At 69.1% G+C, this 26,235-nt stretch carries 18 protein-coding genes; 9 read left to right on the top strand and 9 right to left on the bottom strand.

Annotated features, from left to right (window positions below):
* Nucleotides 1–49: 49 nt before the first annotated feature.
* The 5 genes from hslV to O9Y01_RS05420 all read left to right on the top strand — a co-directional run bounded on the left by hslV (nt 50) and on the right by O9Y01_RS05420 (nt 5,478).
* The gene (gene hslV / locus O9Y01_RS05400) at nt 50–628 is read left to right on the top strand and encodes an ATP-dependent protease subunit HslV (RefSeq protein WP_269630463.1); all 579 of its coding nucleotides are present in this window, start codon (nt 50–52) and stop codon (nt 626–628) included.
* A 37-nt stretch (nt 629–665) separates the two neighbouring features.
* Nucleotides 666–2,009 (top strand): ATP-dependent protease ATPase subunit HslU, encoded by a 1,344-nt coding sequence (gene hslU, locus O9Y01_RS05405; RefSeq protein ID WP_269630464.1) that lies wholly within the window; start codon nt 666–668, stop codon nt 2,007–2,009.
* A gap of 58 nt (nt 2,010–2,067) precedes the next feature.
* The gene (locus O9Y01_RS05410; protein ID WP_269630465.1) at nt 2,068–2,859 is read left to right on the top strand and encodes a potassium channel family protein; all 792 of its coding nucleotides are present in this window, start codon (nt 2,068–2,070) and stop codon (nt 2,857–2,859) included.
* A gap of 160 nt (nt 2,860–3,019) precedes the next feature.
* On the top strand, nt 3,020–3,895 hold the full coding sequence (locus O9Y01_RS05415; RefSeq protein ID WP_269630466.1) for an ABC transporter ATP-binding protein: 876 nt from the start codon (nt 3,020–3,022) through the stop codon (nt 3,893–3,895).
* Nucleotides 3,892–5,478 carry a hypothetical protein gene (locus O9Y01_RS05420; protein WP_269630467.1) on the top strand — a complete coding sequence of 529 codons (1,587 nt, stop codon included), beginning with the start codon at nt 3,892–3,894 and terminating at the stop codon, nt 5,476–5,478. Before O9Y01_RS05415 ends, O9Y01_RS05420 begins: the two co-directional genes overlap by 4 nt.
* Before the next feature lie 22 nt (nt 5,479–5,500).
* On the opposite strand, the gene O9Y01_RS05425 is transcribed toward O9Y01_RS05420, so the two are convergent.
* Nucleotides 5,501–6,277: a type III pantothenate kinase gene (locus O9Y01_RS05425; RefSeq protein ID WP_269630468.1), complete on the bottom strand. Its 777-nt coding sequence runs from the start codon at nt 6,275–6,277 to the stop codon at nt 5,501–5,503.
* A 177-nt stretch (nt 6,278–6,454) separates the two neighbouring features.
* On the opposite strand from O9Y01_RS05425, the gene O9Y01_RS05430 reads away from it, so the two are divergent.
* The 4 genes from O9Y01_RS05430 to O9Y01_RS05445 all read left to right on the top strand — a co-directional run bounded on the left by O9Y01_RS05430 (nt 6,455) and on the right by O9Y01_RS05445 (nt 14,852).
* Complete coding sequence (locus O9Y01_RS05430) at nt 6,455–8,002, top strand: methyl-accepting chemotaxis protein (protein WP_269630469.1); 1,548 nt, start codon at nt 6,455–6,457, stop codon at nt 8,000–8,002.
* Nucleotides 8,003–8,173: 171 nt separating this feature from the next.
* Complete coding sequence (locus O9Y01_RS05435; protein WP_269630470.1) at nt 8,174–9,646, top strand: EAL domain-containing protein; 1,473 nt, start codon at nt 8,174–8,176, stop codon at nt 9,644–9,646.
* A gap of 162 nt (nt 9,647–9,808) precedes the next feature.
* Nucleotides 9,809–13,099 carry a fused isobutyryl-CoA mutase/GTPase IcmF gene (icmF, locus tag O9Y01_RS05440; RefSeq protein WP_269630471.1) on the top strand — a complete coding sequence of 1,097 codons (3,291 nt, stop codon included), beginning with the start codon at nt 9,809–9,811 and terminating at the stop codon, nt 13,097–13,099.
* Nucleotides 13,100–13,316: 217 nt separating this feature from the next.
* Nucleotides 13,317–14,852 (top strand): methyl-accepting chemotaxis protein, encoded by a 1,536-nt coding sequence (locus tag O9Y01_RS05445; protein ID WP_269630472.1) that lies wholly within the window; start codon nt 13,317–13,319, stop codon nt 14,850–14,852.
* 39 nt (nt 14,853–14,891) lie between these two features.
* On the opposite strand, the gene O9Y01_RS05450 is transcribed toward O9Y01_RS05445, so the two are convergent.
* The 8 genes from O9Y01_RS05450 to O9Y01_RS05485 all read right to left on the bottom strand — a co-directional run bounded on the left by O9Y01_RS05450 (nt 14,892) and on the right by O9Y01_RS05485 (nt 26,195).
* On the bottom strand, nt 14,892–16,412 hold the full coding sequence (locus O9Y01_RS05450; protein ID WP_269630473.1) for a methyl-accepting chemotaxis protein: 1,521 nt from the start codon (nt 16,410–16,412) through the stop codon (nt 14,892–14,894).
* Nucleotides 16,413–16,608: 196 nt separating this feature from the next.
* Complete coding sequence (locus tag O9Y01_RS05455; protein WP_269630474.1) at nt 16,609–18,723, bottom strand: ATP-binding protein; 2,115 nt, start codon at nt 18,721–18,723, stop codon at nt 16,609–16,611.
* A gap of 5 nt (nt 18,724–18,728) precedes the next feature.
* Nucleotides 18,729–19,292, bottom strand: coding sequence for a response regulator (locus O9Y01_RS05460; RefSeq protein ID WP_269630475.1), 564 nt, complete (start codon nt 19,290–19,292; stop codon nt 18,729–18,731).
* Between the two features lie 11 nt (nt 19,293–19,303).
* Complete coding sequence (locus O9Y01_RS05465; RefSeq protein WP_269630476.1) at nt 19,304–20,701, bottom strand: HD domain-containing phosphohydrolase; 1,398 nt, start codon at nt 20,699–20,701, stop codon at nt 19,304–19,306.
* Between the two features lie 10 nt (nt 20,702–20,711).
* Nucleotides 20,712–21,656 carry an ATP-binding protein gene (locus O9Y01_RS05470; RefSeq protein WP_269630477.1) on the bottom strand — a complete coding sequence of 315 codons (945 nt, stop codon included), beginning with the start codon at nt 21,654–21,656 and terminating at the stop codon, nt 20,712–20,714.
* Entirely contained in the window at nt 21,653–22,510 is an 858-nt protein-coding gene (locus O9Y01_RS05475) for an HDOD domain-containing protein (RefSeq protein ID WP_269630478.1), read from the bottom strand. Before O9Y01_RS05475 ends, O9Y01_RS05470 begins: the two co-directional genes overlap by 4 nt.
* Nucleotides 22,507–22,689: a hypothetical protein gene (locus O9Y01_RS05480; RefSeq protein ID WP_269630479.1), complete on the bottom strand. Its 183-nt coding sequence runs from the start codon at nt 22,687–22,689 to the stop codon at nt 22,507–22,509. The genes O9Y01_RS05475 and O9Y01_RS05480 overlap by 4 nt, the downstream gene beginning before the upstream one ends.
* Nucleotides 22,686–26,195, bottom strand: coding sequence for an EAL domain-containing protein (locus O9Y01_RS05485; RefSeq protein WP_269630480.1), 3,510 nt, complete (start codon nt 26,193–26,195; stop codon nt 22,686–22,688). The genes O9Y01_RS05480 and O9Y01_RS05485 overlap by 4 nt, the downstream gene beginning before the upstream one ends.
* Nucleotides 26,196–26,235 lie beyond the last annotated feature (40 nt).

A 26,235-nucleotide genomic window follows, 5' to 3' on the forward strand; every position in this document is an offset into this window, starting at 1 on the left:
CGGGCCTCGAGGCATCGGCTTGAAAATGCCCTTCCCGCCCTCAGCTGGAATGGCTATGACTGCATCCGCTTCCCAAGATCCGGTGTTCCATGGGACCACCATCGTCAGCGTGCGCCGCAACGGCCAGGTCGCCATCGGGGGTGACGGCCAGGTGACGCTGGGCCATATCGTCGTGAAGGCGAGCGCGCGCAAGGTGCGCAAGCTCTACAAGGAGCGCGTGCTGGCCGGCTTTGCCGGCGCCACGGCCGATGCCTTCACGCTGTTCGAACGCTTCGAGTCCAAGCTGGAGAAGCACCAGGGGCACCTGGTGCGGGCCGCCGTGGAGCTCACGCGGGACTGGCGCACGGACCGCGTGCTGCGCCGCCTGGAGGCCATGCTGGCCGTGGCGGACGCCGAGACCTCGCTGATCATCACCGGCAATGGCGACGTGCTGGAGCCCGAGATGGGCATCGTGGCCATCGGCTCCGGCGGGGCCTATGCGCAGGCCGCCGCGCGCGCCCTGCTGCAGCACAGCGAGCTGGGCGCGGCGGACATCGTCAAGCGATCCCTGGAGATCGCCGGTGACCTCTGCATCTACACCAACCAGACCCACACCCTCGAGACGCTGGACGGCGTCGCCCGCGCCTGAGCGCACGCCATCGCACCGAACGAGGACGCCCATGTCCATGACTCCGCAAGAAATCGTTTCCGAACTCGACCGCCACATCGTGGGCCAGCAGGAGGCCAAGCGCGCCGTGGCCATCGCCATGCGCAACCGCTGGCGCCGCCAGCAGGTCGAGGAGAAGCTGCGTGGCGAGATCACGCCCAAGAACATCCTGATGATCGGCCCCACCGGCGTGGGCAAGACCGAGATCGCCCGCCGCCTGGCCAAGCTCAGCGACGCGCCCTTCATCAAGGTCGAGGCCACCAAGTTCACCGAGGTGGGCTATGTGGGCAAGGACGTGGACAGCATCGTGCGCGACCTGGTCGAGATCGCCGTCAAGCAGGAGCGCGAGCTGCAGATGCGCCGCCTGCGCACCCGCGCCGAGGACGCCGCCGAGGAGCGCATCCTCGACGCGCTCGTGCCACCGCCCCGCTCCGCCAGCGGCAGCGAGTTCGGCTTCACTGCCACGCCCAGCGCCCCGGCGCCGGACAACACCGCCCGCCAGGTCATGCGCAAGCGCCTGCGCGAAGGTCAGCTGGACGACAAGGAAATCGAGCTGGAACTGGCCGAGCCCAAGCCCAGCATGGAGATCCTCGGCCCCCAGGGCATGGAGGAGATGACCGAGCAGCTGAAGGGCCTGTTCTCGCAGATGGGCGCCGGCAGGAAGCGCAGCCGCAAGCTCAGGATCGGCGAGGCCATGAAGCTGCTGGTCGAGGAGGAAGCGGCCAAGCTGGTCAACGAGGAAGAGATCCGCGCCGCGGCCCTGCTCAATGCGCAGGAGAACGGCATCGTCTTCATCGACGAGATCGACAAGGTGACCAGCCGCTCCGAGGGCAGTGGCGCCGAGGTCTCGCGCCAGGGTGTGCAGCGTGACCTCCTGCCCCTCGTGGAAGGCAGCACCGTCTCCACCAAGTACGGCATGGTCAAGACCGACCACATGCTCTTCATCGCCTCGGGCGCCTTCCACCTGGCCAAGCCCAGCGATCTCATCCCCGAGCTGCAGGGCCGCTTCCCCATCCGCGTGGAATTGAGCTCGCTGAGCGTGGATGACTTCGAAGCCATCCTCTCCAGCACCCACGCCAGCCTGGTCAAGCAGTACCAGGCCCTGCTGGCCACCGAGGGCGTGACGCTGGAGCTGCTGCCCGACGGCATCCGCCGCCTCGCCCAGATCGCCTGCGAGGTCAACGAGCGCACCGAGAACATCGGCGCGCGCCGCCTGGCCACGGTGATGGAGCGCCTGCTGGATCCGATCAGCTTCGACGCGCCGAACATGGGCGGGCAGACCGTGCGCATCGACGCCGCGGCCGTGGACGAGCGCCTGGCGGCGCTGGCAGCCAACGAGGACCTGTCGCGCTTCATCCTCTGAGGCCGGCTGCTTGACGGACATCAAGACAGCAAGACCTGGCACGGCTTAGGCTTGCCGGATGCCGCATCGCATCAGCACCCGCAGCTGGGGCCTCTCCCGGCCCAGCCAGCTCAACACCGCCGCCACGCACGCGGAGCAGCGCTGGCGCTGGCCGGTGCTGATCGCCCTGCTGTGCACCATTCCGGCCTTCTACATCGAGCTGATCGAGAGCCTGCCCACGCCGCTGGCCATCGCCATCTACCTGGTTGCGGCGGGCCTCGTGGGCCTGTCGCTGTGGCGCGTGGGGCGGCTGTGCTCGCATCCGCAGCAGTACTGGCGCAGCAATATGCTGGACCTGGTGCTGATGGCCGGCCTGCTGGCCTCCGCGCTGCTGCCGCCCAGCGCCGAGTCGGGCCTGGCGCTGGCGGGGCGGCTCTTCGTCTCGCTGCTGACCCTGCTGAGGATGGTCTGGGCCATCAAGAGCTGGGTCACGCGCGGCGGCCTGGGCTACCTCCTGCTGCTGGCCCTGATGGTGCTGCTGTTCTGCGGCGTGGGCTTCTGGGTGCTGGAGCCGCGCGTCAAGACGCCGGCCGACGGCATGTGGCTGGCCTTCACCACCGCCGCCACCGTGGGCTATGGCGACATCGTGCCCACCACGGCTGCCGCCAAGATCTTCTCGGTCTTCGTGGTGCTGCTGGGCTATGCGGTGCTCTCCCTGGTCACCGCCGCCATCGCGGCCATGTGGGTGGAAAGCACCGAACGGGAGGTCGAGAAGGACATCCTGCGCGACCTGCACGCCCAGCTGCGCTCCGTGCATGAGGAGCTCGGCGCCGTGCGCGAGGAGCTCCGCCAGCTCAAGCGTCCCGACTAGGCGCGCCGCGCGTCCCCACGCCCCACGCCCGGCGCTTCTCACGCCACGGCCACGGCTGCGCCGGTGCAGCCTGTCCGCCCGCCGCGCCACTCTGTCTGAATCCCCGTGCCCCGCCGGGGTCGCCTCGCTACGCTGCGCGCCAGATTCATGAGGAGGCGGCATGCTGAGCATTCAAGAGCTGGTCAAGACATTCGGAGACCACCGGGCCATCGATGGCCTCAACCTGGAACTGGGCGCCGGCCTGGTGGGCCTGGTCGGCCATAACGGTGCGGGCAAGACCACGCTGATGCAGATGCTGGCCACGCTCAGCCGGCCCAGCCAGGGGCGCATCCTGCTGGACGGCCAGGACATCGTCGCCCGCCCCGAGCTGATGCGCCGCCGCCTGGGCTATCTGCCGCAGGACTTCGGCGTCTACCCGCAGCTGACGGCGCGCGAATTCCTGCAGTACTTCGCCGCGCTCAAGGGCGTGCGCGATGGCCGCCGCATCCAGCAACTGCTGGAGCTGGTCAACCTTCACGAGCAGGCCGACCGCATGGCCGCCGGCTTCTCGGGCGGCATGCGCCAGCGCCTGGGCATCGCGCAGGCCCTGCTCAACGACCCGGACGTGCTGATCGTCGATGAGCCCACCGCCGGCCTGGACCCCGAGGAGCGCCTGCGATTCCGCCAGCTGCTGTCCGAGCTGGGCTTCTCGCGCCTGGTGATCGTCTCCACCCACATCGTCTCGGACATCGAGAACATGGCCACCCACCTGGCCATCCTGCGCCGCGGCCGCCTGCTGGCCTTCAGCAGCCCCGAGGCCCTGATGGCACGGGCCGAGGGTCAGGTCTGGACCGCCCTGCTGGAGCCCGGCCACTACGAATCCCTGCGCCAGCAGGTGCACGTGCTGCAGGCCCAGCGCCAGGGTGGCCTGATCCAGGTCCGCATGGCCCACACGGAACGCCCCTGCGCCGAGGCCCAGGCCGCCCTGCCCAGCCTCGAGGAGGCTCTGATGGCACAGCGTTATGCGGACACGCAGGGCCTGGGGATGGCCGCATGAGCGCCCGCCACGGCATCGTCGGCGGGACGCTCGGCCTCGTGCTCACGCTCGCGCGCCACGAGTGGGTGCTGCGCGCGCGCCGCAGCTCCAGCCTGCTCATCCTCGGGCTGGTGATCGCCGCCAGCTGGCTCATGATTCCCGACAACACCGGCGAGGTGACCCTGTTCGCCGTCAATGACCAGCGCATGCTCTATGACAGCCACACGCTGTCGGTCGGCGGCGGCATGATGGGCAACCTGCTCTTCGGCCTGCTGGGCTTCTTCCTGGTCCGCGGGCGCACGCAGCAGGACCTGCAGCATGGGGCGGCCGCCCTGCTGGCGACGGCGCCGGCACCGGCCTTCGGGCTGCTGCTGAGCCGATGGCTCGGTGCCGTGGCCTTCCTGATGACGCTGGCCGGCGTCGACCTCCTCACGGTGATGCTGCTGCAGCTGATGCACGGCGAGGCCCCGCTGCAGCTGGGCCCCTACCTGGCCATGTGGCTGCTGGGCATGGGCCCGCCGCTGCTGCTGTGTGCCAGCGTGGCCCTGCTGTGCGATGCCTGGGCCCCCCTGATGCGACGCCGGGGCGACCTGTTCTTCTTCGCCTGCTGGGTGGGCCAGTTCGCGGCCCTGCCCTTCACCCTCGACAAGGACGCCCAGGGGCTGCATCCGATACTGGCGCTGGACCTGTCGGGCATGTCGGCGCTCGCCCTGCGCCTGGGCCAGCTGATGGGCACGAACAGTGTGAGCATCGGCGTCTCGAGCTTCGACCCCGCGCTGGGCGTCGGCCAGCTGCCCGAGGGCGTGTGGTCCTGGCCGCTGGTCGCCCTGCGTCTGGCCTCGGCCGGGCTGGCCCTGCTGCCCCTGCTGCCGGCCCTCTGGCTGTTCCACCGCTACGACCCGGACCGCGTCCGGCCCGCGGCGGCCAAGACGGGCTCACGCTGGCGCACGGCGCTGGTCAACGCCCAGCAGCCCTTGGCTCGCCTGGCGGGCCGCCTGCTGCCGCTGTGCGCGCGGGTGCCCGGTTGGCCCGGTCAGGTGCTGGCCCAGGTCTGCCTGGCCCTGGTCGGCCAGCCTTGGGCGCTGCTGGCCCTGCCCCTGATGATGGTCCTGGGCCTCAGCCTTCCCCTGGCTTCGCTCGGGCCGGTGGTGCTGGTCTCCACGGCCTGCTGGGGCGTGATGGTCTGCGGCCTGGGCGCGCAGGACCACCAGGCACGCACGCTGGCGCTGGCCGCCGTGGCGCCGGGCGGCCCCGAGCGCAGGCGCCTGACCCCCTTTGCCAGCGCGGCGCTGCTGGGGCTGCTGTTCCATGCGCCGGTCCTGGTGCGCTGGGGGATGCAGGCGCCCCTGCAGGCGCTGGCTCTGCTCAGCGGCCTGCTGCTGCTGAGCAGCCTCAGCGCCCTGCTGGGTCACTGGACCGCCGGTTCGCGCACCTTCCTGGCCCTGTTCCTGTTCTGGCTCTATGCCGCCACCCAGGCCTCGATCTTTCCCTGGCTTGACCTGATGGGCTTCAATGGCCGCGCTCTGCCGCTGACGGCCGGCGTCTATGCCCTGGTCGGTCTGACAGGCCTCGGGCTGCTGGCCCTGCGGCGCGGCCGGGCCTAGCCCCGCCGGGCCGGTGCGGCGCTCAGAGCGCCAGGCGATGCGCCTGCAGCGCCAGGATGCCGTCGAAGAGCAGGCTCTCGACCAGCTCGTGGCGCACCTCCAGGGCCGGCGCCACCTTCCAGCCCGCGCCGCCCGTCATCAGGGTCAGGGGCTCATGGCCGGCACGCTGACCCAGGTGGCGGTGCATGCGCTCGATGGCGCCGGTGATGGCATAGGTGCCACCGCTGGTCAGGGCGTCCGAGGTGTTGGTGGGGAAGGCGCGCACCTCGCCGGTGGGCACGCGCAGGCCGGCCGTGCCGCTCTCCAGCGCGCGCAGCATGATGCCGTGGCCGGGCAGGATGAGGCCGCCGAGGAAGTGGCCCTCGGCGTCGACGGCATCCACCGTCACGGCCGTGCCCACCATCACCACCAGCACGGCCCGCGGTGCGCCGCGCTGCATCACGTGGGAGCGGGCCCCGACCAGGGCCACGAAGCGGTCTGCGCCCAGGCGCCCCGGGTGGTCGTAGCCGTTGATGATGCCGCCGGCCTGGTGCGTGGAATGGACCCAGCGCGATTCCAGGTCCCAGGACTCCATCTGCTCGATCTGCTCCTCGACCCGGTGCCGCACGGCATCGCCGGCCACATTGCAGCCCAGCATGCTGCGGGGCGCGGGCAGGCGCCGCCATTCGTCCTCCGCGAGGCGCTCGATGTTCTCCAGGAACACGGCGCCATGGGCCAGCACCACCGCGCCCGGCTGGGGCGATGCGTAGAGCGCCCACTTGAGGCGGGTGTTGCCGATGTCGATGGCCAGAAAGCTCATGGGAGGGAGGCTGCGCTGGAAACAGCGGGAGCCTACCAGCGTTCCCGACGCGGCCGTAGCGGAAATGCCTCAGATCCCGCCAGGGAATGCTACCGGTGCGGGCGCGTCTGAATCATCATCGGCACGCGGGCGGCACCCGACGCCCGTGCAAACCAACAAGATTCAGTGGAGACGCCCATGAAGCACCTGTCGATTGCGACGCGCCTGTGGCTGCCGGTAATCGCGCTCACCGTGGTCACCGTGCTGATGACGGCCGGCGCGGCCCTGCGCACCTCCCACCTGCTGCAGGAGGCCATGAAAGCCCAGCAGGACCAGCAGCTCAAGCTGAGCCATTCGCTGCGCTGGCGGGGCATGACCGAGACCAATGCGACGCGAGTGATCCTGGGCCTGGCCGCTCCCGACGACTCGGTGAGCAAGCTGGCCAAGCCCATGATCGAGGCCACCACCCAGCAGATCAGCGGTTTGCAGAAGCAGCTGGAGGAGCTGGCCAGTTCCGACGAGGAGAAGCGCGCCATGCAGCGCATCGCCGAGCAGCGCCAGGCCTACATCGGCCTGCGCAATGAAGTCGGCAAGCTCAAGGCCGCCGGTGACGCCGATGGCGTGCGCAGCGGCCTGGGCCGCATCCAGCAGGCCGTGGACAGCTACCTCGAAGCCCAGCAGGCCTTCGTGCAGATCCAGGCCGACAAGGCCCAGGCCATGCAGCAGCGGGCGGGCGACGAGCGCATGCGCACGGTGTGGAGCGTGGCCGCACTGATGGGCGTCATCGTGCTGGCCCTGGGGCTGGGCACCTGGTCCCTGGTGCGCTCCATCGCGAACCCGCTCAAGGCCCTGGTGGGCGAGGCCGAGCGCATCGGCAATGGCGACCTCAGCGGCCGCCTGGACAGCAGCCGCCAGGACGAGATCGGCGAGGTGCAGCGCGCCCTCTCCCGCATGAAGGAGGCGCTGAACCGCATCGTCAGCGAGGTGCGTGAGAGCACCGAGAACATCCAGACGGCCAGCGCCGAGATCGCCTCGGGCAATCTGGACCTGAGTCATCGCACGGAGCAGACGGCCTCCAACCTGCAGCAGGCCGCCGGCGCCACCGGTCAGCTGACCGGCACCGTCAGCCACAGCGCCGACAGCGCGGCCACGGCCAACCAGCTGGCGGGCAGCGCGGCCGAGGTGGCCCAGCGCGGCGGCGCCGTCGTGGGGCAGGTGGTCAGCACCATGGAGGAGATCAACGCCAGCTCGCGCCGCATCAGCGACATCATCGGCGTGATCGATGGCATCGCCTTCCAGACCAACATCCTCGCGCTCAATGCGGCCGTGGAGGCGGCGCGCGCCGGCGAGCAGGGCCGCGGCTTCGCCGTGGTGGCCGCCGAGGTGCGCAGCCTGGCCCAGCGCAGCGCCGAGGCAGCCAAGGAGATCAAGAGCCTGATCGGTGCCAGCGTGGAGCGGGTCGAGGTGGGCTCGCGCCTGGTGCAGCAGGCCGGCAGCACCATGGACGAGATCGTGGCCAGCGTGAACCGGGTCAGCGACATCATCGGCGAGATCTCGGCCAGCACGGTGGAGCAGCGCGACGGCATCGGCGCCGTCAACCAGGCCGTCACCCAGCTGGACCAGGCCACCCAGCAGAACGCCGCGCTGGTGGAGCAGAGTGCGGCGGCCGCCGAGTCGCTGAAGGAGCAGGCCAGCCGCCTGGCGGAACTGGTCAGCGGCTTCCGCCTGGCCGGCAGCGGCCGCTGACCTCACGCAGGGCGCCCGCTCGCCCCGCCGGTCTGTGGCAGATTGCCCACCGGCCGGGCCGGCATGGGGTCCGCACGGGCGGCGGGTCATGTCAGGCCGAAGGCAGGCATGCACAATGGACCCGGCACGGGCGCCGTCGCGCGCCCGGCGAATTCGCAGCAGGGAGCGGCGATGAGAAGCCCACAGGGCCCGGGCCTGGCAACGACACGACCCCCCGATCTCTCCGGGCGCTGGCATGGCGTCTGGCAGCTGCTGTCGCGCCTGGAGTCCAACGAGGGCCTCGTGCCCCAGGCCTTCGCCCGCCGCCGCGAGCATGTGCTGCGAGTAATGGCCTGGCTGACCATCCTCGGTTCGCTGCCCTGGGCCGCCCACTTCCTCTTCATTGGCAGGCCCTGGGTGGCCGCCATGCCGGGCATGGCCGTCGCCGGCTCCGCCTTCACGCTGCTGCTGCTGAAGCACAGGCTGCCGCGCACGGCCTCGGTGTTCTACTGCTTCTGCGCCTGGCTGGTGGTGCTGGCCCTGAGCCTGCTGGCGGACCTGCCCTCAGGCGGCGTGCCGCGCAGCACCCAGCTCTACCTGATCCCGCTCTTCGTCTGCAGCTACTTCCTGCTGCAGTACCGGCCGGGCTGGCTGCTGAGCGTGATGTCCGTGCTGATCCTCGGCGCCTTTGTCGCGCTGCAGACCTTCGAGCTGCGCTTCGTGGAGACGCCCACGGTGCCGCTGCAGACACGCCAGGTCGGCGTGGGCCTGGTCGCCGTGCTGACGGCCCTGCTGATCTATGCCTGCATCGTCACCATGCTGCGCGACGCGCGCCAGGCCTCGGCCCAGGAGCTGGACTTCGCGCGGGGCATCGCGGCCGGCGAGATCGAGCCCTTCTTCCAGGCCCAGTGCAATGCCGAGGGCGAGCTGATCGGCGCCGAGGTGCTGATGCGCTGGCGCCATCCCAAGCGCGGGCTGGTGTCGCCCGCCGAATTCGTGCCCATTGCCGAAGCCACCGGGCTGATCGAGCCGGCCGGGCAGCGCCTGCTGGAACAGGTCTGCCGCCTGCTGGTCGCCTGGCAGGACGGCGGACCGCTGCATGGGATCCCCATCTCCATCAATGTCAGCTCCATCCAGCTGCAGTCCGAGAGCGCCACCGAGAAGCTCATCGCCACCGTGCCGCCTGCCCTGGCCCAGGCCGGGCTGCTGAAGTTCGAGCTGACCGAGTCCGCCTACTCCGACAACTTCGAGCAGCTCCAGGAGCGCATGCAGCGCATGCGCGAGCGCGGCATCCGCCTGGCCCTGGACGACTTCGGCACCGGCTTCTCCTCGCTGAGCCGCCTGCGCGGCCTGCCCCTGGACCAGCTCAAGGTCGACCAATCCTTCGTGCATGACCTGCCCGACGACGCCGACGCCTGCCGCATCGCCGAGACCATCGTGCACCTGGGCCTGGACATGGGCCTGGAGGTGGTGGCCGAGGGCGTGGAGAACGTGCGCCAGCTGGACTGCCTGCGCAGCATGGGCTGCATGGGCTACCAGGGCCACTGGTTCTCGCGGCCGGTCTCCGCCGCCCGCTTCATGGCCCTGGCCGAGAAGTGGCAGCTGCGCGAGCCCGGCCAGCAGCGCTTCATGCAGACGGCGCCCGCCTCGCTGCAGAGCCTGTGACCGTGCCGCCTCCCCGCCTTGCCTCCCTCGCCGGCCCAGCCTCGCCGGAACGCGAAGGATTGACGTTTACGTAAACGTCAAGTCGCACCTAGAATCGGGCCCTTGTTGCTGATAGAACCGGGCCCATGCCGTCACCCCGGCCGGCCCAGCAGGAGACCCGCGATGACCGACTTGTCCGCCGAATTCAAGGCCCTCGCCGACTACCGTCCCACCCACAAGGTGCGTTTCGTGACGGCCGCCAGCCTCTTCGATGGCCACGATGCCGCGATCAACATCATGCGCCGCATCCTGCAGGGCATGGGTGCCGAGGTGATCCACCTGGGCCACAACCGCTCGGTGGACGAGGTCGTCACCGCCGCGCTGCAGGAAGATGCCCAGGGCATCGCCATCTCCTCCTACCAGGGCGGGCACGTCGAGTATTTCAAGTACATGGTGCAGCTGCTGAAGGAGCGCGGCGGCGAGCACATCCAGGTCTATGGCGGCGGCGGCGGCGTGATCGTGCCGGCCGAGATCCGCGACCTGGCCGAGCACGGCGTGCGCATCTTCAGCCCCGAGGACGGGCAGCGCATGGGCCTGCAAGGCATGATCGGCGAGATGGTGATGCGCTGCGACAAGGACATCAGCGCCTTCGCCCCCACCGACATCGCCGCCATCCAGGGCCAGACCGAAGGCGCCTGGCGCGCCCTGGCCCAGCTCATGACGGCCCTGGAGAACGAGAAGGCGGACGCCGGCCTCGTCCAGGCCCTGCGCGAGCAGGCGGCTGGCCTCAAGACCCCCGTGCTGGGCATCACCGGCACCGGCGGCGCCGGCAAGTCCAGCCTGACCGACGAGCTCATCCGCCGCCTGCGCCTGGACCAGGACGACCGCCTGCGCGTGGCGCTCATCTCCATCGACCCCTCGCGCCGCAAGAGCGGCGGCGCCCTGCTGGGCGACCGCATCCGCATGAACGCCATCTCGCCGTGGAGCCAGGGCTCGCGCGTGTTCATGCGCTCGCTGGCCACGCGGGACTTCGGCAGCGAGATCAGCAAGGCCCTGCCCGATGTGATCGCGGCGGCCAAGGTGGCCGGCTTCGACCTGGTCATCGTCGAGACCTCGGGCATCGGCCAGGGTGACGCCGCCATCGTCCCGCACGTGGACATCCCCATGTACGTGATGACGCCCGAGTTCGGCGCGGCCAGCCAGCTCGAGAAGATCGACATGCTGGACTTCGCCGAGTTCGTCGCCATCAACAAGTTCGACCGCAAGGGCGCGGCCGATGCCTGGCGCGACGTCGCCAAGCAGGTCCAGCGCAACCGGTCAGCCTGGGGCAAGAAGGCCGAGGACATGCCCGTCTTCGGCACCATGGCCAGCCGCTTCAACGACGACGGCGTGACCGCCCTGTTCCAGGCCCTCAAGCCGCGTCTGGCCGAGCTGGGCCTGCAGCTGGCCGAGGGCCGCCTGCCCCTGGTCAGCACTCGCTTCAGCACCCACCAGACGCCCATCGTGCCGCCGGCCCGCGTGCGCTACCTGGCCGAGATCAGCGACAGCGTGCGCGGCTACAAGAAGCGCGCCCGCCAGCAGGCCCAGCTCGCCCGCGAGATCCAGCAGCTGCACGGCGCCAGCCGCATGCTGCTGGAGGCCAATCCGGAGAAGCAGAACGCCCGCGGCGCGCTGGCTGAGCTGGCCACCGCGCGCGAGGCGCGCCAGGACGCCGACGCCCGCCAGCTGCTGGCCCAGTGGCCCGACATGCAGAAGGCCTACGCCGGCGACGAATACGTGGTCAAGATCCGCGACAAGGAAATCCGCACCAGCCTCGTCTCGACCAGCCTTTCGGGCACCAAGATCAAGAAGGTCGTGCTGCCGCACTACGAGTGCCAGGGCGAGCTGCTCAAGTGGCTGATGCTGGAGAACGTGCCCGGCTCCTTCCCCTACACCGCCGGCGTCTTCGCCTTCAAGCGCGAGGGCGAGGACCCCACCCGCATGTTCGCCGGCGAGGGCGATGCCTTCCGCACCAACCGCCGCTTCAAGCTGGTCTCGGAGGGCATGCCCGCCAAGCGCCTGTCCACGGCCTTCGACTCGGTCACGCTCTACGGCGCCGACCCCGCCCCGCGGCCGGACATCTACGGCAAGGTGGGCAACTCCGGCGTCAGCATCGCGACGCTGGACGACATGAAGGTGCTGTACGACGGCTTCGACCTCTGCAGCCCCACCACCAGCGTGTCCATGACCATCAACGGCCCGGCGCCGTCCATTCTGGCCATGTTCATGAACACGGCCATCGACCAGCAGATCGCCAAGTTCAAGGCGGACAACGGCCGAGACCCGACCGCCGACGAGACGGCCAAGATCAAGGCCTGGGTGCTGGCCAACGTGCGCGGCACCGTGCAGGCCGACATCCTGAAGGAAGACCAGGGCCAGAACACCTGCATCTTCTCGACCGAGTTCTCGCTGAAGGTGATGGGCGACATCGCCGAGTACTTCGTGCACCACAACGTGCGCAACTTCTACTCGGTGTCGATCTCCGGCTATCACATCGCCGAGGCCGGCGCGAACCCCATCTCGCAGCTGGCGCTGACGCTCTCCAACGGCTTCACCTTCGTCGAAGCCTACCTGGCGCGCGGCATGCACATCGACGACTTCGCGCCCAACCTGAGCTTCTTCTTCAGCAACGGCATGGACCCCGAGTACACCGTGCTGGGCCGTGTGGCGCGCCGCATCTGGGCCGTGGCCATGCGTGACAAGTACGGCGCCAACGAGCGCAGCCAGAAGCTCAAGTACCACATCCAGACCTCCGGCCGCTCGCTGCATGCGCAGGAAATCGCCTTCAACGACATCCGCACCACGCTGCAGGCGCTGATCGCGATCTACGACAACTGCAACTCGCTGCACACCAACGCCTACGACGAGGCCATCACCACGCCCACGGAAGAGAGCGTGCGCCGTGCCATGGCCATCCAGCTGATCATCAACCGCGAGTGGGGCCTGGCCAAGAACGAGAACCCCTCGCAGGGCGCCTTCATCATCGAGGAGCTGACCGAGCTGGTCGAGGAAGCCGTGCTGGCCGAGTTCGAGAAGATCGCCGAGCGCGGCGGCGTGCTGGGCGCGATGGAGACGGGCTACCAGCGCAGCAAGATCCAGGAGGAGTCGCTGCACTACGAGATGCTCAAGCACACCGGCGAGTACCCCATCATCGGCGTCAACACCTTCCGCAACCCGCATGGCGAGCCGGTGCCCGAGCACATCGAGCTGGCCCGCTCGACGGACGAGGAAAAGCAGAGCCAGCTCTCGCGCCTGGCCGCCTTCCATGAGCGCCATGCCGCGCAGTCGCCCGCCATGCTGCAACGCCTGCAGCAGGCCGTGATCGACAACAAGAACGTCTTCGAGGTGCTGATGGACGCCGTGCGCGTCTGCTCGCTGGGCCAGATCACCTCGGCGCTGTTCGAGGTGGGGGGCCAGTACCGCCGCAGCATGTAAGCCCGGCCTCGCCGGCACGCCAGGAGGCCTCCCGCGTGGAGGCCTTTTTTCATGCCTGCCTCGTTCATCGCAGACGCACCTGAGCTGGACTTGATATTTCTCAAAACCACACTCACCATGGCCCCCGAACCTTGAGCATTGTCTAGTAGACGGCCCCAGGCCGCGCCCATCCCGGAGGGAACAAAGGGAGTTGAACAAGATGGAAAGCCTTAGGAGTTTGAGGATTGGCCCGCGCCTGGGCCTGGCTTTTGGTGTGGTGCTGGTGCTGATGCTGCTGCTGGGCATCCTGGGCTGGCAGAGCAGCCACCGCATGGGGGAACAGGCCCGCGCGCTGCATCAGCAGCGCATGCTGCCCATCCAGCAGATCGGTGCCATCGACGCCCTGATGCTGCGCAACCGCGTCCTGGTGATGGAGATGCTGCGCGATCCGCAGCCGGCCAAGGTCGAGGCCCTGGACCAGCAGCTGCGCGCCAATGTGGCCGAGGTCACCGAGACGTGGAAGCGCTACACCCAGGGTCCGCTGGGTGCCGAGGAGAAGGCGCTGGCTGATCGCTTTGCCGAGACACGGGGGGCCTACGTCAAGCAGGGGCTGCTGGCGGCGCGGGACCTGCTCAAGCAAGGGGAAAGCGCCAGTGCCGAGCTGATCTACGGTCAGAAGATCCAGCCGCTGGGCGTGCAGGCCAAGGCCGCCATCGACCAGCTCATCGCCTTGCAGAGCAAGGAGGCGCAGGCCAGCTTTGACGAGCTGGAACGGCTGGAGGCACGCGTCAAGCTGTGGTCCGTGCTGCTGTCGGCCGCAGCGACCCTGCTGACAGGCGTCGCGGCCCTGTGCTGCACGCGATCCATCGTCCAGCCCCTGCACCAGGCCGTGCAGCTGGCCCGCAGGGTGGCGGACGGCGACCTGCGCGAGCAGGTGCACACGCGCGGCCGCGACGAAGCCCATGAGCTGCTGGAAGCGCTCAACACCATGTCGGCCAGCCTGTCGACCATGGTGCAGCGGGTGCGCGAGAGCAGCGACACCATCGCCACCGGCTCCTCCGAGATCGCCACCGGCACGGCCGACCTCAGCCAGCGCACCGAGGAGCAGGCCAGCAACCTCCAGCAGACGGCGGCCTCCATGGAGCAGCTGGCCGGCACCGTCACCAACAATGCAGACACCGCCTCGCAGGCCGATCGCCTGGCGCGCGAGGCCTCCTCGGCCGCGGGCCAGGGCGGCGCGCTGGTGGGTCAGGTGGTGAACACCATGCAGGGCATCGCCGACTCCTCGCGCCGCATCGCCGACATCATCGGCACCATCGACGGCATCGCTTTCCAGACCAACATCCTGGCCCTCAACGCGGCCGTGGAGGCGGCCCGGGCCGGCGAGCAGGGCCGCGGCTTCGCCGTGGTGGCTGGCGAGGTGCGGGCCCTGGCCCAGCGCTCGGCGCAGGCGGCACGCGAGATCAAGAGCCTCATCAGCCAGAGCGTCGAGCAGGTCGACCATGGCAACCGCCTGGTCGAGGAGGCGGGGCAGTCCATGAGCAGCATCGTCTCCCAGGTGCAGCGGGTGAGCGACCTGATCGGCGAGATCGCCACGGCCAGCCAGGAGCAGTCACGCGGCATCGCCCAGGTGGGCTCGGCGGTGACGCAGCTGGACCAGGTCACGCAGCAGAACGCGGCCCTGGTCGAGCAGAGCACGGCGGCGGCGGAAAGCCTGCAGCACCAGGCCTCGCGCCTGGCGGAGATGGTCAGCGCCTTCCGGACCAGCCACTGAGCTCGCCCCAGGCAAGACCTGACCCCGCCGCGCGTCGATTCACAGCTGGAAGCGCTGCACGCATTCGACCAGCCGCCCGGACTGCCGTGACAGGCTCTCGGCCGCCGCGGCGCTCTGCTCCACGAGCGCGGCGTTCTGCTGCGTCATGCCGTCGAGCTGCGCCACCGCGCCGTTGATCTGGGTGATGCCCTGCGACTGCTCGCTGTTGGCATGGCTCAGGCGGTCGATCAGGTCGCGCAGGCGCTGCATCTGCGCCACCAGCTCGCCCATGGTCTGGCCCGCCTCGCCGACCAGGGCATTGCCGCGTTCCACGCGTGCCATGCTGTCCTGGATCAGATGGGCGATCTCCTTGGCCGCGCCGGCACTGCGCTGGGCCAGGGCCCGCACCTCGCTGGCCACCACGGCGAAGCCGCGGCCCTGTTCGCCCGCCCGGGCCGCCTCCACGGCCGCGTTGAGGGCCAGGATGTTGGTCTGGAAGGCAATGCTGTCGATCACACCGATGATCTCGCCGATGCGCTCGCTGGCGCCATGGATGCCCTGCATGGTCTGCACCACCCGCTGCACGGTGCCGCCGCCGCGTTCGGCCACCTGATGCACCTCGCGCGCCATGCTCGCGGCCTGGCCGGCGGTCTCGGCGTTGTCGCGCATGGTGCTGCTGAGCTGCTCCAGCGCGGACGCCGTGCGCTCCAGGTTGGACGCCTGGTTCTCGGTGCGGTGGCTGAGGTCGGCATTGCCCGTGGCGATCTCGCCGATGCCCTGGGCCATGTCGTCGGCACTGGCCCGCACATGACTGACCAGTGAGGAGAGGTTCTGGTTCATCTGGCTCAGGGCCTGCAGCAGTTGCACCGTCTCCCGCGGGCCCTCGACCTGGATGCGCGAGGAGAGGATGCCCTGGGCCACGGCCTCAGCCACGCTGACGGCCCGGCGGATGGGCTCGCAGATGCGCCGCCCCATGAGGCGACCGAAGAGCAGCAGCAGGGCCATCGCCAGCACGGTCAGCAGCGCCTGGCTGCCGATCAGACGCCGGCCGGTGGCGTCGAACTCCGCCACCGAGCTCTCGGCGAAGCGGTTGGCGGCCTGCACCGTCACGTCCACGCCGGCGCGGTGCTCCAGGTACTGGGCATGGGCGCGGGCCAGGGCGGCCTTGCGCTGCTCGGCGTCCACGTCCGCCGGCAAGGCCAGCAGCTGCTGGGCGCTGTCAAAGAAGCGCTCAGCGGCCTGGTGCTGCGCGCCCATCAGCTGCACCTCCAGCCCATGCGGCGGATTGGCCTTCCAGTAGGCGATGCGGGCGTCGTACTCCGTGCGCAGCCGGCCGAGCTCGGCCGTCGCCTGCTCGCGGCTCAGCAGGCCTTCCTGGGCCTGTGAAAGCACCAGGCGCAGCTCGATCAGGTACAGCGGCGGCGGCAGGATGTCGGCGGCGACGTCCTTGGCGTCGAAGGTCTGGCGGGCAATGGCCTCGCTGTGCCGCACGCCCCATAGCGAGGCGCCCAGCAGGATGGCCATGGTCAGCAGCGCGGACACGCTCAGCGCGGTCAGCATGCGCGTGATGGTGTTCAGCATGGGAGCCCCCTTCCAGACGTCCAAGCGTCCAAGGACTGTCATGGCTCCCTGCCGGCTGCCATGCGGGCGGGCACGTCGGTACCGCCTCGTGGCTTCCTCAAGACCTGTCGGCCTCTGCCTTCTGAGTGTCTATTGGCTGCTTGCCAGGCCCGGCCGTCAAGCCCCGGACCGACGGCTCCCGACGCGGGCGGGCCTCTCAGGCGGCGGGCAGCGGGCTGGCGTCCTCTCCCGCATCGGCAGGGCCGGCAATGGGGATCCACACGCTGAAGCAGCTGCCCTCGCCCTGGCGGGACTCCACCTCGATCCGCCCGCCATGCTTCTTCACGATGGAGAAGGACAGCGACAGGCCGAGCCCGGTGCCCCGCCCCACGGGTTTGGTCGTGAAGAAGGGTTCAAAGATGCGGCGCAGGGTGGCCTCGCTCATGCCGGAACCGGTGTCCTGCACGCTGACGCACACCCAGTCGCCCTCCTGGCGCGTGGACAGGGTGATGACGCCGCGCCCCGTGATGGCGTGGGCCGCGTTCACGATCAGGTTCATGAAGACCTGGTTCAGCTGGGCGGCGCGGCAGCGCACCGTGGGGATGGCCTGGTAGTGCTTGACGACGTCCGCCTTGTACTTGACCTCGTTCATCACCACGTTGAGCGTGGAGTCCAGGCCCGCGTTCAGGTCCGCGTCCTGCCAGTCGGACTGGTCCACGCGCGAGAAGTCCTTGAGGTCCTGGACGATCTTCTTCACACGGGTCAGGCCCTCGTCGCTCTCATCCAGCAGCTGGGGCAGGTCCTCCTTGAGGAAGTCCATGTCCAGCGCCACGCGCTGCTGCTCGATCGCCTGCCTCAGCTCGGGCGGCAGCTGGCTGCGGTCAACCTGCTCGTAGTGGTCGAGCAGCATGAACATGCCCTCGACATAGCGCCGCAGCGTCCCGACATTGGAGCTGACGAAGCCGATGGGGTTGTTGATCTCGTGCGCGACACCCGCCGCCAGCTGGCCGATGGACGCCATCTTCTCGGACTGCAGCAGCTGGTTCTGCGCCTCCTCGAGTCGGGCATTGGTTTCCTTCATGCGCTCGAAGTTCTGCTGCAGCTCGGCCTGCACGCGACGCACCTCGGTGCGGTCCTGCAGCAGCCACCAGGTGCCGGCCTGGGTGTTCTGAGGATCGGCCACATAGGCGATCATCTGCACCCAGATCCGATTGCCCCGCAGCGTGCACATCTCCATCTCATGCAGCAGGGACTCGCCGCGGGACAGCAGGGGATAGGCCACAGCCCCCAGCGAGTCGTAGGACTCCTTGCTCGTGAAGAGCTCGACGCTGTCATGGTCCAGCGGGCTTTCGCTGCCGAACTCGAACATCTCGGCGAACTTCTTGTTGGCGCGGGTGATGCGCTGGCGCGAGGTGGTGATGATGCCCACCGAGGCATTCTCGAGAAAGGCCTCGAGCTCATGGTGCATGCCCAGCAGCTCGGCGGTACGCTCCGCCACCAGCTCCTCCAGCTCCTGGCGATGCCGGCGCACCTGCTCCTCGGCCTGGCGCCGCGCCGTGACATCCTGCAGGGTCTCGATGGCGCCCACCACACGACCCTGGGCGTCGGTCAGCGGGGCCGCGGTCAGGTACAGCCAACGCCCATGCTCGCCCATCTGGGGGAAGAAGCGCTCCGCCTCGAAGGCGCCCGGGATCAGCAGCGAGGCCTGGCAGCGCTCGCCCTCGGCGGTCTGGGCCGTTTCGGACACCGTCCCGTCGATGATGAGATCGGCCAGCAGGGGGCGCGGCCATTTGTAGAAGGCCTGCCAGGGCTCCTTGTCGCCCATCAGCAGGTCCACCATCTCGATGCCGGTGAGCTTGGTGCACGCGGCATTCCATTGCGTGACCCGGTGCTCGGCGTTCAGCACGAAGGTGGCCACCGGGCTGTTCTCGATGATCTGGTGCAGGACCCGGCCTACGTCCAGCAGGCTGCTCTGCACGTGGCGCATGTCGCTGAGGTCCTGGCAGGTGATGACTGCCAGGACCTGCTCGTCCAGCCGCACCTGGCGGGCATGGAGCTCCAGGTAGCGGATGGCCCCGCTGGCCGTGACGGCCTCCGCCTCCGCCGACGGCAGCTCCCCGAGCTCGTGCAGGCAGCGCTGGCCATAGTCGAACAGCGCGGCCCGGGTCTGCTCACTGGCCCAGGCATCGAAGCGCATGCCCTGCAGGGTCTCCAGATCAAAGCCCAGCAGCCGCTGCATGCTGGCATTGGCATGCAGGACCTGTTCGCCTGCATGCACCAGCGTCGGCGTGCTGACCGCTTCCAGCGCCGCAACGAACAGTGGCGGCAGCACATCACTCACAACTGGACCTCGCCGGGGTCCTCCAGCAGGAAGGAGCCGTCCGGTCCCCAGTTCACCTTGGTCAGCCCGGGCTCCAGCCGTTCCAGCCGGCGCAGCTCCACCTCCTGGGCGCTGAGCTTTCCCTGCTGCTCGCGGACCAGATCCGCCAGTCGCTGATTCTCAAGGGCGAGCTCGCGCAGGCGCAGGATCTGGCTAAGCCCGCACAGCAGCTCATGGTCATTCCAGGGCTTGGCGATGAAGCGCATGATGCCGACGTCGTTGATCGCCGCCATCAGACCGTTCAGGTCGGCGTAGCCGGAGAGGATGACTCGCGCGCAGTCCGGCTGCAACTCGCGCAGGGACTTGAGGAAATCAACACCCGTCATCTGCGGCATCCGGTAGTCCGAGACCACCAGGGCATAGGGCACCGACCGCGCCCGGCGCAAGGCCTCGGCGGGATCGGTGAAGGCCTCCAGGGCATAGGGCTGCAGCTGCGCGTCCTGCAGCCCCAGCCGCAGGAGTCGTTGCAGGGCCCGCAGGATATGGGGCTCGTCATCCACCAGGAGAATCTTTTCAGCCATGAGACCTCTCCTCACACTGCTTGCTGAACACCCTGTCCGGCCACCGGGCCCGAAGGCGTGGCCGGGTCGAGGCGCACATGGAGCTGCAGCTTGACGCCCTCACGCCTCGCATACTCCCGCACCTGCTTGACCACCCGCGCGTCGAAGACGTAGCCACGGGCCAGGAGCAAGGCCCCCTGCGGACTGGTCAGATCCCGCGAGAGCACCATGCCCTCGACCAGGTCCTGGGCCAGGATCAGGCGGTCCTGCGGCCCCTGCTCGGCCAGGCTCTGAAGCGCGACGCCAAGGGCCTCGACGACGACCTTGGCATAGCGGACATCGGCGCCGCCCTTCACCATGGACAGCGCTTCCTCCGCGCTGTAGCGGCGCTCGGCCAGGCGTCCGCTCTGCAGGCCGTGGTAGTCCACCGCGGCCGCGAGGACCTGCGCCGCCAGGGACAGCTGCTCGCCCGCGAGCCCGTCCGGAAAGCCCTTGCCGTCCAGGCGCTCGTGCTGGGCACGCACGAGGCGCGCGGCCCGCTGCAGCTGGGCCAGCGGCATCAGCGCCGACTCCGCATGCAGGGGATGACGCCTGAAAAGCTGCAGCTCCTCGCCCCGCATCAGGGACATGGGCTTGCGCAGCAGTGCATCGGGAAAGCCCAGCTTGCCCACCTCGTGCAGCAGGCCGGCGATGTGCAGGTCCTGTTCGGCCAGAGGGCCCAGGCCCAGCTGGTGGGCGGTCGCCCTGGCCAGGGCCGCGACCTGGCGCGAGTAGCCGGCCATGCTGCCATCGCGCAGCTCCGTCAGGCCCGCGAACACATTGATGGACAGCAGGAAGTTGCTCTGCAGCTCGGCATAAGCCTGCTCCAGCATGCCGTTGATCTGCTCGATCTCCTGGGTGCGTGCCTTGACGCGCGCCTCCAGGCCGGCGTTGAGGGCCTGCAGTTCCTGGTTCTGGACCTGCGTCAAGGCCTGCAGGCGCAGGTTCTCCTGCTCCAGGCGCCGACGCCGCAGCCCGTCCTCGACGACCATGAGCATGTTCTGGTCGTCCCAGGGCTTGGCGATGTAGCGGTGGATCTCGCCGCGGTTGATCGCTGCGATGGTGGAGCTCACGTCCGCATAGCCCGTCAGCAGGATGCGGATCACCTCGGGCCAGCGCAGCCGGACCTGCTCCAGGAATTGCGCGCCGTCCATCTCGGGCATGCGCATGTCCGACACGACCAGGTCCACCGGCTCGCGGGCCAGCGTGTCCAGCCCCGCCTGCCCGCCTTCGGCCAGCAGGACCTTGTAGCCCTTGGGTCGCAGCAGCCGCCGAAGCGAGCTGAGGATGGCCGGCTCGTCATCGACACACAGGACCACGGCCACCGCAGCCTCGGTGGTGCTGGCAGGCGGCTCGGGGCGCGCGGCGGGGAGTTCGCTCATCGATGCCATGGCAGACCCATCATCCGGCCTGTGCCGGGCCTTGCTCGTCCGGCCCGTCAGGCTGCTCGATGGGCAGTATCACGCGAAAGCGCGTGCCGGCCCCCAGCTGGCTGTCAACAAGGATCTGACCATGGTGCTTTTTCACGATGCCATAGGACAGCGACAGCCCCAGCCCCGTGCCCTGGCCGATGGGCTTGGTCGTGAAGAAGGGGTCGAAGATCCTGTTGAGGTTTTCTGGAGAGATGCCCGAGCCGTTGTCGGCGATCTCCACCCAGACCTGCGACCCGTCCCTGCCGCTGCGAATGGTGATGCAGCCCTGCTCACCGCTGATGGCATGCGAGGCATTGATCAGCAGGTTCATGAAGACCTGGTTCAACTCCGACGGCAGGCACAGGATCTCGGGAATCTCGCCGTAGTCCTTGACGACCTTGGCCTTGTACTTGATCTCGTTGTTGACGATGTTGAGCGTCGATTCCAGACCGTGGTGCAGGTCCGCCAGGGCCCATTCCTGGCTGTTGTCGACGCGGGAGAAGTCCTTGAGGTCCTGCACGATCTTGCGAACGCGGCTGATGCCCTCCCTGGACTCCGCCATGAGGGTCGGAATGTCCTCCTTGAGGTAGTCCAGCTCGACCTTCTGCCGCAAGGCCGAGAGCTCAGCGCCGACCTTCGTGCCCGCCAGCAGGGGTTCCGCCGCCTCATAGGCCGCCAGCATCTCGAACAGGTCGGCCAGGTAGCGTTCCAGCGTGCCGAAGTTCGAGAAGATGTAGCCGATCGGGTTGTTGATCTCATGCGCCACGCCCGCTGCCAGCTGCCCGATGGAGGCCAGCTTCTCGGACTGCACCAGCTTCTCCTGCGCCTCACTGAGCCGCGCATTGAGCTGCTTCAGCTCCTGGTTGCTGCGCAGCAGTGCCTGCACCTCCTGCGCCGGCAGTGCACCGGCAGGGCCTTGTTCATGTGCGTTCATGGAGACCCCTCGCCAGGAAAGAAGGCCTGGCACAAGACAGCGTGCTCCGACTCCACGTCGGCAAAAAGGCGGAACCACTGCGGCTCCTCCATGTCCAGGCGGCGCCAGCTGTGCAGGGCCAGGGAGGGGACCGACTCGTCCGCCCGCCCCTCCAGGCCCAGCCCGTGGGCCACGCAATCGGCCACGTGCACCAAGTCCGCCAGCGGTGCGCTGCCGTCCTCGGGCGGCTGGTGATGCAGGGCCACGCTGTCCACCAGCGCGGGTGCCAGCAACCACTGCTCGGCCAGCGCGCCGCCAACGACGGCATGGTCCTGGCCCAGGCAGGCGTGCTCAGCCTCGACAAGGCGGGTTCCCTCGTCAGCCTGCCAGCGCAGCGCCTGGGCGTACTCCTCCGGGGCCAGGCTGGCCAGGGCCACGCGCCCCAGGTCATGCAGCAGGCCGCCGGCAAAGGCCAGGCCGCTGTCCTGCCCCCCTGCACGAGCCAGGGCCTCCGCGCACAGAGCGCAGGCCAGCGAATGACGCCAATAGGCCCCCAGGTCGAAGGACGGGCATCGCCCGAGGTCGAAGCTGCGGGCCAGGCCCGCCGCGAGGGCCAGGTTGCGGACGGAGCGCCAGCCGATGATGGCCACGGCGTCCGAGATCAGCGTCACGCGCCGGGGCAGGCCATAGAACGGTGAGTTCGCCAGCCTCAGGACTTTGGCCACGATGGCCTGGTCCAGCGAGATCTGCTGGGTGAGCTGCTCGATGCTCAGGTCCTCGTCGGCCAGCGAGACCAGCAGCTGCATCGCCACGGCATTGGGCGTCGGCAGGTCCCGGATCCGGCGGACCATGACGGCGGCATCGGTCGCGCTCATGGTGACGCCCCCTCCCCCGCCTGCGCCCTGAAGCGCTGCAGGAGGAAGTACAGGGGGTTCACCCGCTCCTCCTTCAAGGCATGGCGAAACAGATGCTCCAGCTGGCGTTGCGCTTCGCTGCGGTGCTCGCTGGCGGCGTCGGGTCGGGCGGCCAGGGCAGGCGCCGGATGCTCGTTCATAGGTACTCCCTTTCGTGTTCCACGGGCATCAGCACCAGCAGGCGGCCCCGCTGTGTCGGCTGCGCTTCCCAGCCGGCCCACAGGGAACGGCACAGGGCCCGGTAGCCATGCCCGTCGATGTGGACCAGGGTGCTGGCATCCCCGGATTCGCTCCACAGCGCGCGCAGGCCGTCGGGCAGCACCTCGTCCAGGAAACGGCCGACGGGCGCCGGCTGGTGCTTGAACAACTGCTCCGATGCCTCGTTGGCATAGCTGATCATGCCGCTCGGGTCCGCCCCGATGATGGGCAGGGGCACGCGCTCCAGCAGCTCGCGCATCACCTGCAGGCTGACTTCCTCGCGGCTGATGCGCTCATGCTGGGACTGCAGCAGCTGCTGGAGCCGGCGGTTGACCTGAGCCAGCTCCTGGTTGGCCTCCGTCACTGCCGAGTCCAGGCGCCTGTTCTCGTCCGCCAGCTCCTTGCTGCGGAAGGCCTCCTGCACATGCGCCCTCAGCCGCTCATCGTCCCAGGGCTTGGTCAGGAACTTGTAGATGGCGCCCTCGTTGATCGCGTCCGTGATGGACTGCAGCTCCGTGTAGCCGGACAGCACCATGCGCACCGTGCCGGGATAGAGCTCTTTGGCGCGCCGCAGGAACTCGACCCCCGTCATGCCCGGCATGCGCTGGTCGGAGAGGATCACGTCGACCTCGTGCTCGGCCAGGCACTGCAGGCCTTCGCTGCCGCTGTTGGCGGTGAGGATCTGGTAGCCGTCGCGGCGCAGCAGGCGCCTCAGTGCGGCGACGATGTTCTCCTCGTCGTCCACCAGCAGCAGGGTGCGCCTGCGTTCGGCGGCGAACAGATGCCTCGGCAGCTGCTGCTCCGCGCGCAGCTGGGCCTCGAAGGCCACGGCATCCACGCCCGGGCTGAAGAGGAAGCCCTGCATCTGGTCGCACTTGTTGGCCATCAGCATGGACAGCTGCCCTTCGGTCTCCACCCCCTCCGCCAGCACCTTCAGCTGCAGGCTGTGCGCCATGTTGATGACCGCCCGGGTCATGGAGACATCATGCGCCGCTGCCTCGACGTCGTGGACGATGCTGCGGTCGATCTTCACGATGTCCACCGGCAGCCGGCGCAGGTAGCCGAGGTTCGAGTAGCCGGTGCCGAAGTCGTCCAGCGAGATCTCCACGCCCAGCGCCTTGATGGCATGCAAGGCGCGCAGGATGTGCTGGCTTTCCTCGATGAAGAGGCTTTCGGTGATCTCGATGCCCAGCCAGCGCGGGTCCATGCCCGTCTCGCGAAGGATGTTCTGCACCCGCCAGGCGATGTCCGGCAGCTGCAGCTGGCGCGCTGACAGGTTCACGGCCAGGCGAATCGGGCGCAGGCCCGCCTTCTGCCACTTCACGGCCTGCAGGCAGGCCTGGCGCATCACCCACTCGCCCAGCTCGACAATCAGCCCGCAGGCCTCGGCCACGGCGATGAACTCCACCGGCGGCACCTCGCCGCGCACCGGGTCCGTCCAGCGCGCGAGCACTTCGGCGCCGATGATGCGCCCCTGCCGGAGCTCCAGCTGGGCCTGGTAGTGCAGGTGCAGCCCATCCTGATCCAGGGCACGGCGCAGCGCTGTCTCCGTCTCCAGGCGCCGGAAGGCGCGCGCATGCGCAGCAGGGTCATAGCGGCAGACCAGGCCCTCGCTCTCGCGCGCCTGCCCCAGGGCCGCCTGGGCCTGGTGGAGCAGCCTGGGGCCCTGGTCGCTGTCCAGGGGCGCCTGGCTGAATCCCAGCGAGCAGCTCATGGCGAACTCGACGTCGCCCAGCTGCACAGGCTCGTTGAGCGCCCGCAGCAGCGCCCGGCATTCCTCCAGCAGCTCCGCCTGCCCTTCACCAGCGGGAATGCGCCGCAGGCAGGCGTACTCGCCCTGACCCAGGTGCGCCAGCACCAGTGCGGTCTTGCCGGCTGCCGTCTCCAGCCGCTGCGCCACGAGCTGCAGCAGGCGGTCGCCACCGTCATAGCCCAGGGAGTCCATCACCATGCCCAGCTGGTGCACCTGCATGACCATCAGGACCAGGCCGGCGTCGCCCTCACGCAGCGGCTCCAGGCATTGCTGCAGGCGCTCCAGCAAGGCCTTGCGGTTGGACAGCCCGGTGACGGGGCAGCTCTTGTCCAGCCGCTCGATGCGCTGTTCGGCGTCGTGGCGCTCGGTGACGTCCTGCAGAATCGTCAGCGCCCGTCGCGGCCAGCCCTTGTCGTCCAGGTCGATGACGGCCCGGTGCAGGACCGTGCGAAAGCTGCCATCCGAACGCTGGATCCGGTGCTCGAACTCGCAGGGTTGCTGGGGCGCGACCAGGCGGCTGTTGCGCTGCACGCTGTCGCGCTCGCCCCGCGGCACGCGCAGGTAGAGCCAGTCCGGGTCGACGGGCGTCGAGGACTCGGGCTCGCCGAACAGGTGGAACATGCCGGCGGTCCACCGGACCTGCTCGCTCATCAGGTCCGTCTCCGCGCAGCCGATCTTGGCGAGCTCCTCGGCGTGTCCCAGCAGCTTGGCTCGATGGTGCATTTCCTGGGTGCGGGCCAGGTAGTCCCGCACGATCAGGCGGCCCAGCTGAGCCAGGCTGGCGAGAAACAGGAGCAGCAGCAGGATCTGCCCCGTCTGCGCGCTGCGCAGAACGCTTCGCTGGTGATCCAGCTCGCGGTCCAGCTGGTAGGCACCGACTTCCAGCCAGGCGACCAGGGCCGCCTGCGCGCGCTCGAGGTCCTCGGCCGTGGGTTGCGCGCGCAGGCGGGCCAGGCTGTCGTCCAGCCCCTGCAGAGGCGCTGCCAGTGCCTGCGACATGGCCGGGTTCGCTTGAAAGACCTTGCCCATCATCTGGCGAAGCCGATGGGCACTGCCATCGTCCGTCCAGGCGCCCTTGCCAGCGGCATCCTGCAGCTGCTCGGCCAGCTCCATGCCCTGCATGAAGCAGGCGGCCATCAGATAGTAGGTATCGGTCCGGGGATCCAGCACGAGCGCGTATTCGTCCAGCACCAGCTCCATCATCTGCTGGAATTTCGCCTTCAGCTCAGCGCTCACTTGCCTCGTCGGTTCCGCGGACGCGACCCGGGACTCATCGATGGGCAGTTGGCGCACCAGCTGCCGGGCTTCGTCAGCGGCCTGGCGCAACGCCGTGGAGGCGCCCTCGGCGTCCAGCCGCGCCTGCAGCGAATCCAGGCGCTCCCGCAGCCGTGCGGCGTCCCACGCCCGCGAAGCGGCAGCGTCCCCTGCGAGGCTGGCTGCCTGCAGGCGCCCCAAGGACTCATGGCTTTGCTGCAGGAGGCTGGCGTGGGCGACACCCTGGCGCTCTCGGTCTATCGTCCGAATCAGCGCCTGACTCAGCTTCAGCTGCTGCCACACCGGCACGCCAATGGCCGCCATGCAAAGAATGGCCGCCAGCAGCAGCTTCTGCTTGAGTCCCAGGCCCTGAAGCCAGCCCCGGGCTCCGGCGGCCGACGTCGAGCCCCATCCGGACGTGAACGCGTTGGTTGAATCCATCTCCAACTCAGCCGAACGCCGCGCCTGTGCATGGGCATGC

The organism is Pelomonas sp. BJYL3, assembly GCF_027257975.1.
Classification (GTDB): Bacteria; Pseudomonadota; Gammaproteobacteria; order Burkholderiales; family Burkholderiaceae_C; genus Roseateles_B; species Roseateles_B flavus.

Excerpts from the sequence above, each read along its gene's own strand:
- hslV (WP_269630463.1), top strand. The coding sequence starts at position 50 with ATGGCTATGACTGCATCCGCTTCCCAAGATCCGGTGTTCCATGGGACC.
- hslU (WP_269630464.1), top strand. The coding sequence starts at position 666 with ATGACTCCGCAAGAAATCGTTTCCGAACTCGACCGCCACATCGTGGGC.
- O9Y01_RS05410 (WP_269630465.1), top strand. The coding sequence starts at position 2,068 with ATGCCGCATCGCATCAGCACCCGCAGCTGGGGCCTCTCCCGGCCCAGC.
- O9Y01_RS05415 (WP_269630466.1), top strand. The coding sequence starts at position 3,020 with ATGCTGAGCATTCAAGAGCTGGTCAAGACATTCGGAGACCACCGGGCC.
- O9Y01_RS05420 (WP_269630467.1), top strand. The coding sequence starts at position 3,892 with ATGAGCGCCCGCCACGGCATCGTCGGCGGGACGCTCGGCCTCGTGCTC.
- O9Y01_RS05425 (WP_269630468.1), bottom strand. The coding sequence starts at position 6,277 with ATGAGCTTTCTGGCCATCGACATCGGCAACACCCGCCTCAAGTGGGCG.
- O9Y01_RS05430 (WP_269630469.1), top strand. The coding sequence starts at position 6,455 with ATGAAGCACCTGTCGATTGCGACGCGCCTGTGGCTGCCGGTAATCGCG.
- O9Y01_RS05435 (WP_269630470.1), top strand. The coding sequence starts at position 8,174 with ATGAGAAGCCCACAGGGCCCGGGCCTGGCAACGACACGACCCCCCGAT.
- icmF (WP_269630471.1), top strand. The coding sequence starts at position 9,809 with ATGACCGACTTGTCCGCCGAATTCAAGGCCCTCGCCGACTACCGTCCC.
- O9Y01_RS05450 (WP_269630473.1), bottom strand. The coding sequence starts at position 16,412 with ATGCTGAACACCATCACGCGCATGCTGACCGCGCTGAGCGTGTCCGCG.
- O9Y01_RS05460 (WP_269630475.1), bottom strand. The coding sequence starts at position 19,292 with ATGGCTGAAAAGATTCTCCTGGTGGATGACGAGCCCCATATCCTGCGG.
- O9Y01_RS05465 (WP_269630476.1), bottom strand. The coding sequence starts at position 20,701 with ATGGCATCGATGAGCGAACTCCCCGCCGCGCGCCCCGAGCCGCCTGCC.
- O9Y01_RS05470 (WP_269630477.1), bottom strand. The coding sequence starts at position 21,656 with ATGAACGCACATGAACAAGGCCCTGCCGGTGCACTGCCGGCGCAGGAG.
- O9Y01_RS05475 (WP_269630478.1), bottom strand. The coding sequence starts at position 22,510 with ATGAGCGCGACCGATGCCGCCGTCATGGTCCGCCGGATCCGGGACCTG.
- O9Y01_RS05480 (WP_269630479.1), bottom strand. The coding sequence starts at position 22,689 with ATGAACGAGCATCCGGCGCCTGCCCTGGCCGCCCGACCCGACGCCGCC.
- O9Y01_RS05485 (WP_269630480.1), bottom strand. The coding sequence starts at position 26,195 with ATGGATTCAACCAACGCGTTCACGTCCGGATGGGGCTCGACGTCGGCC.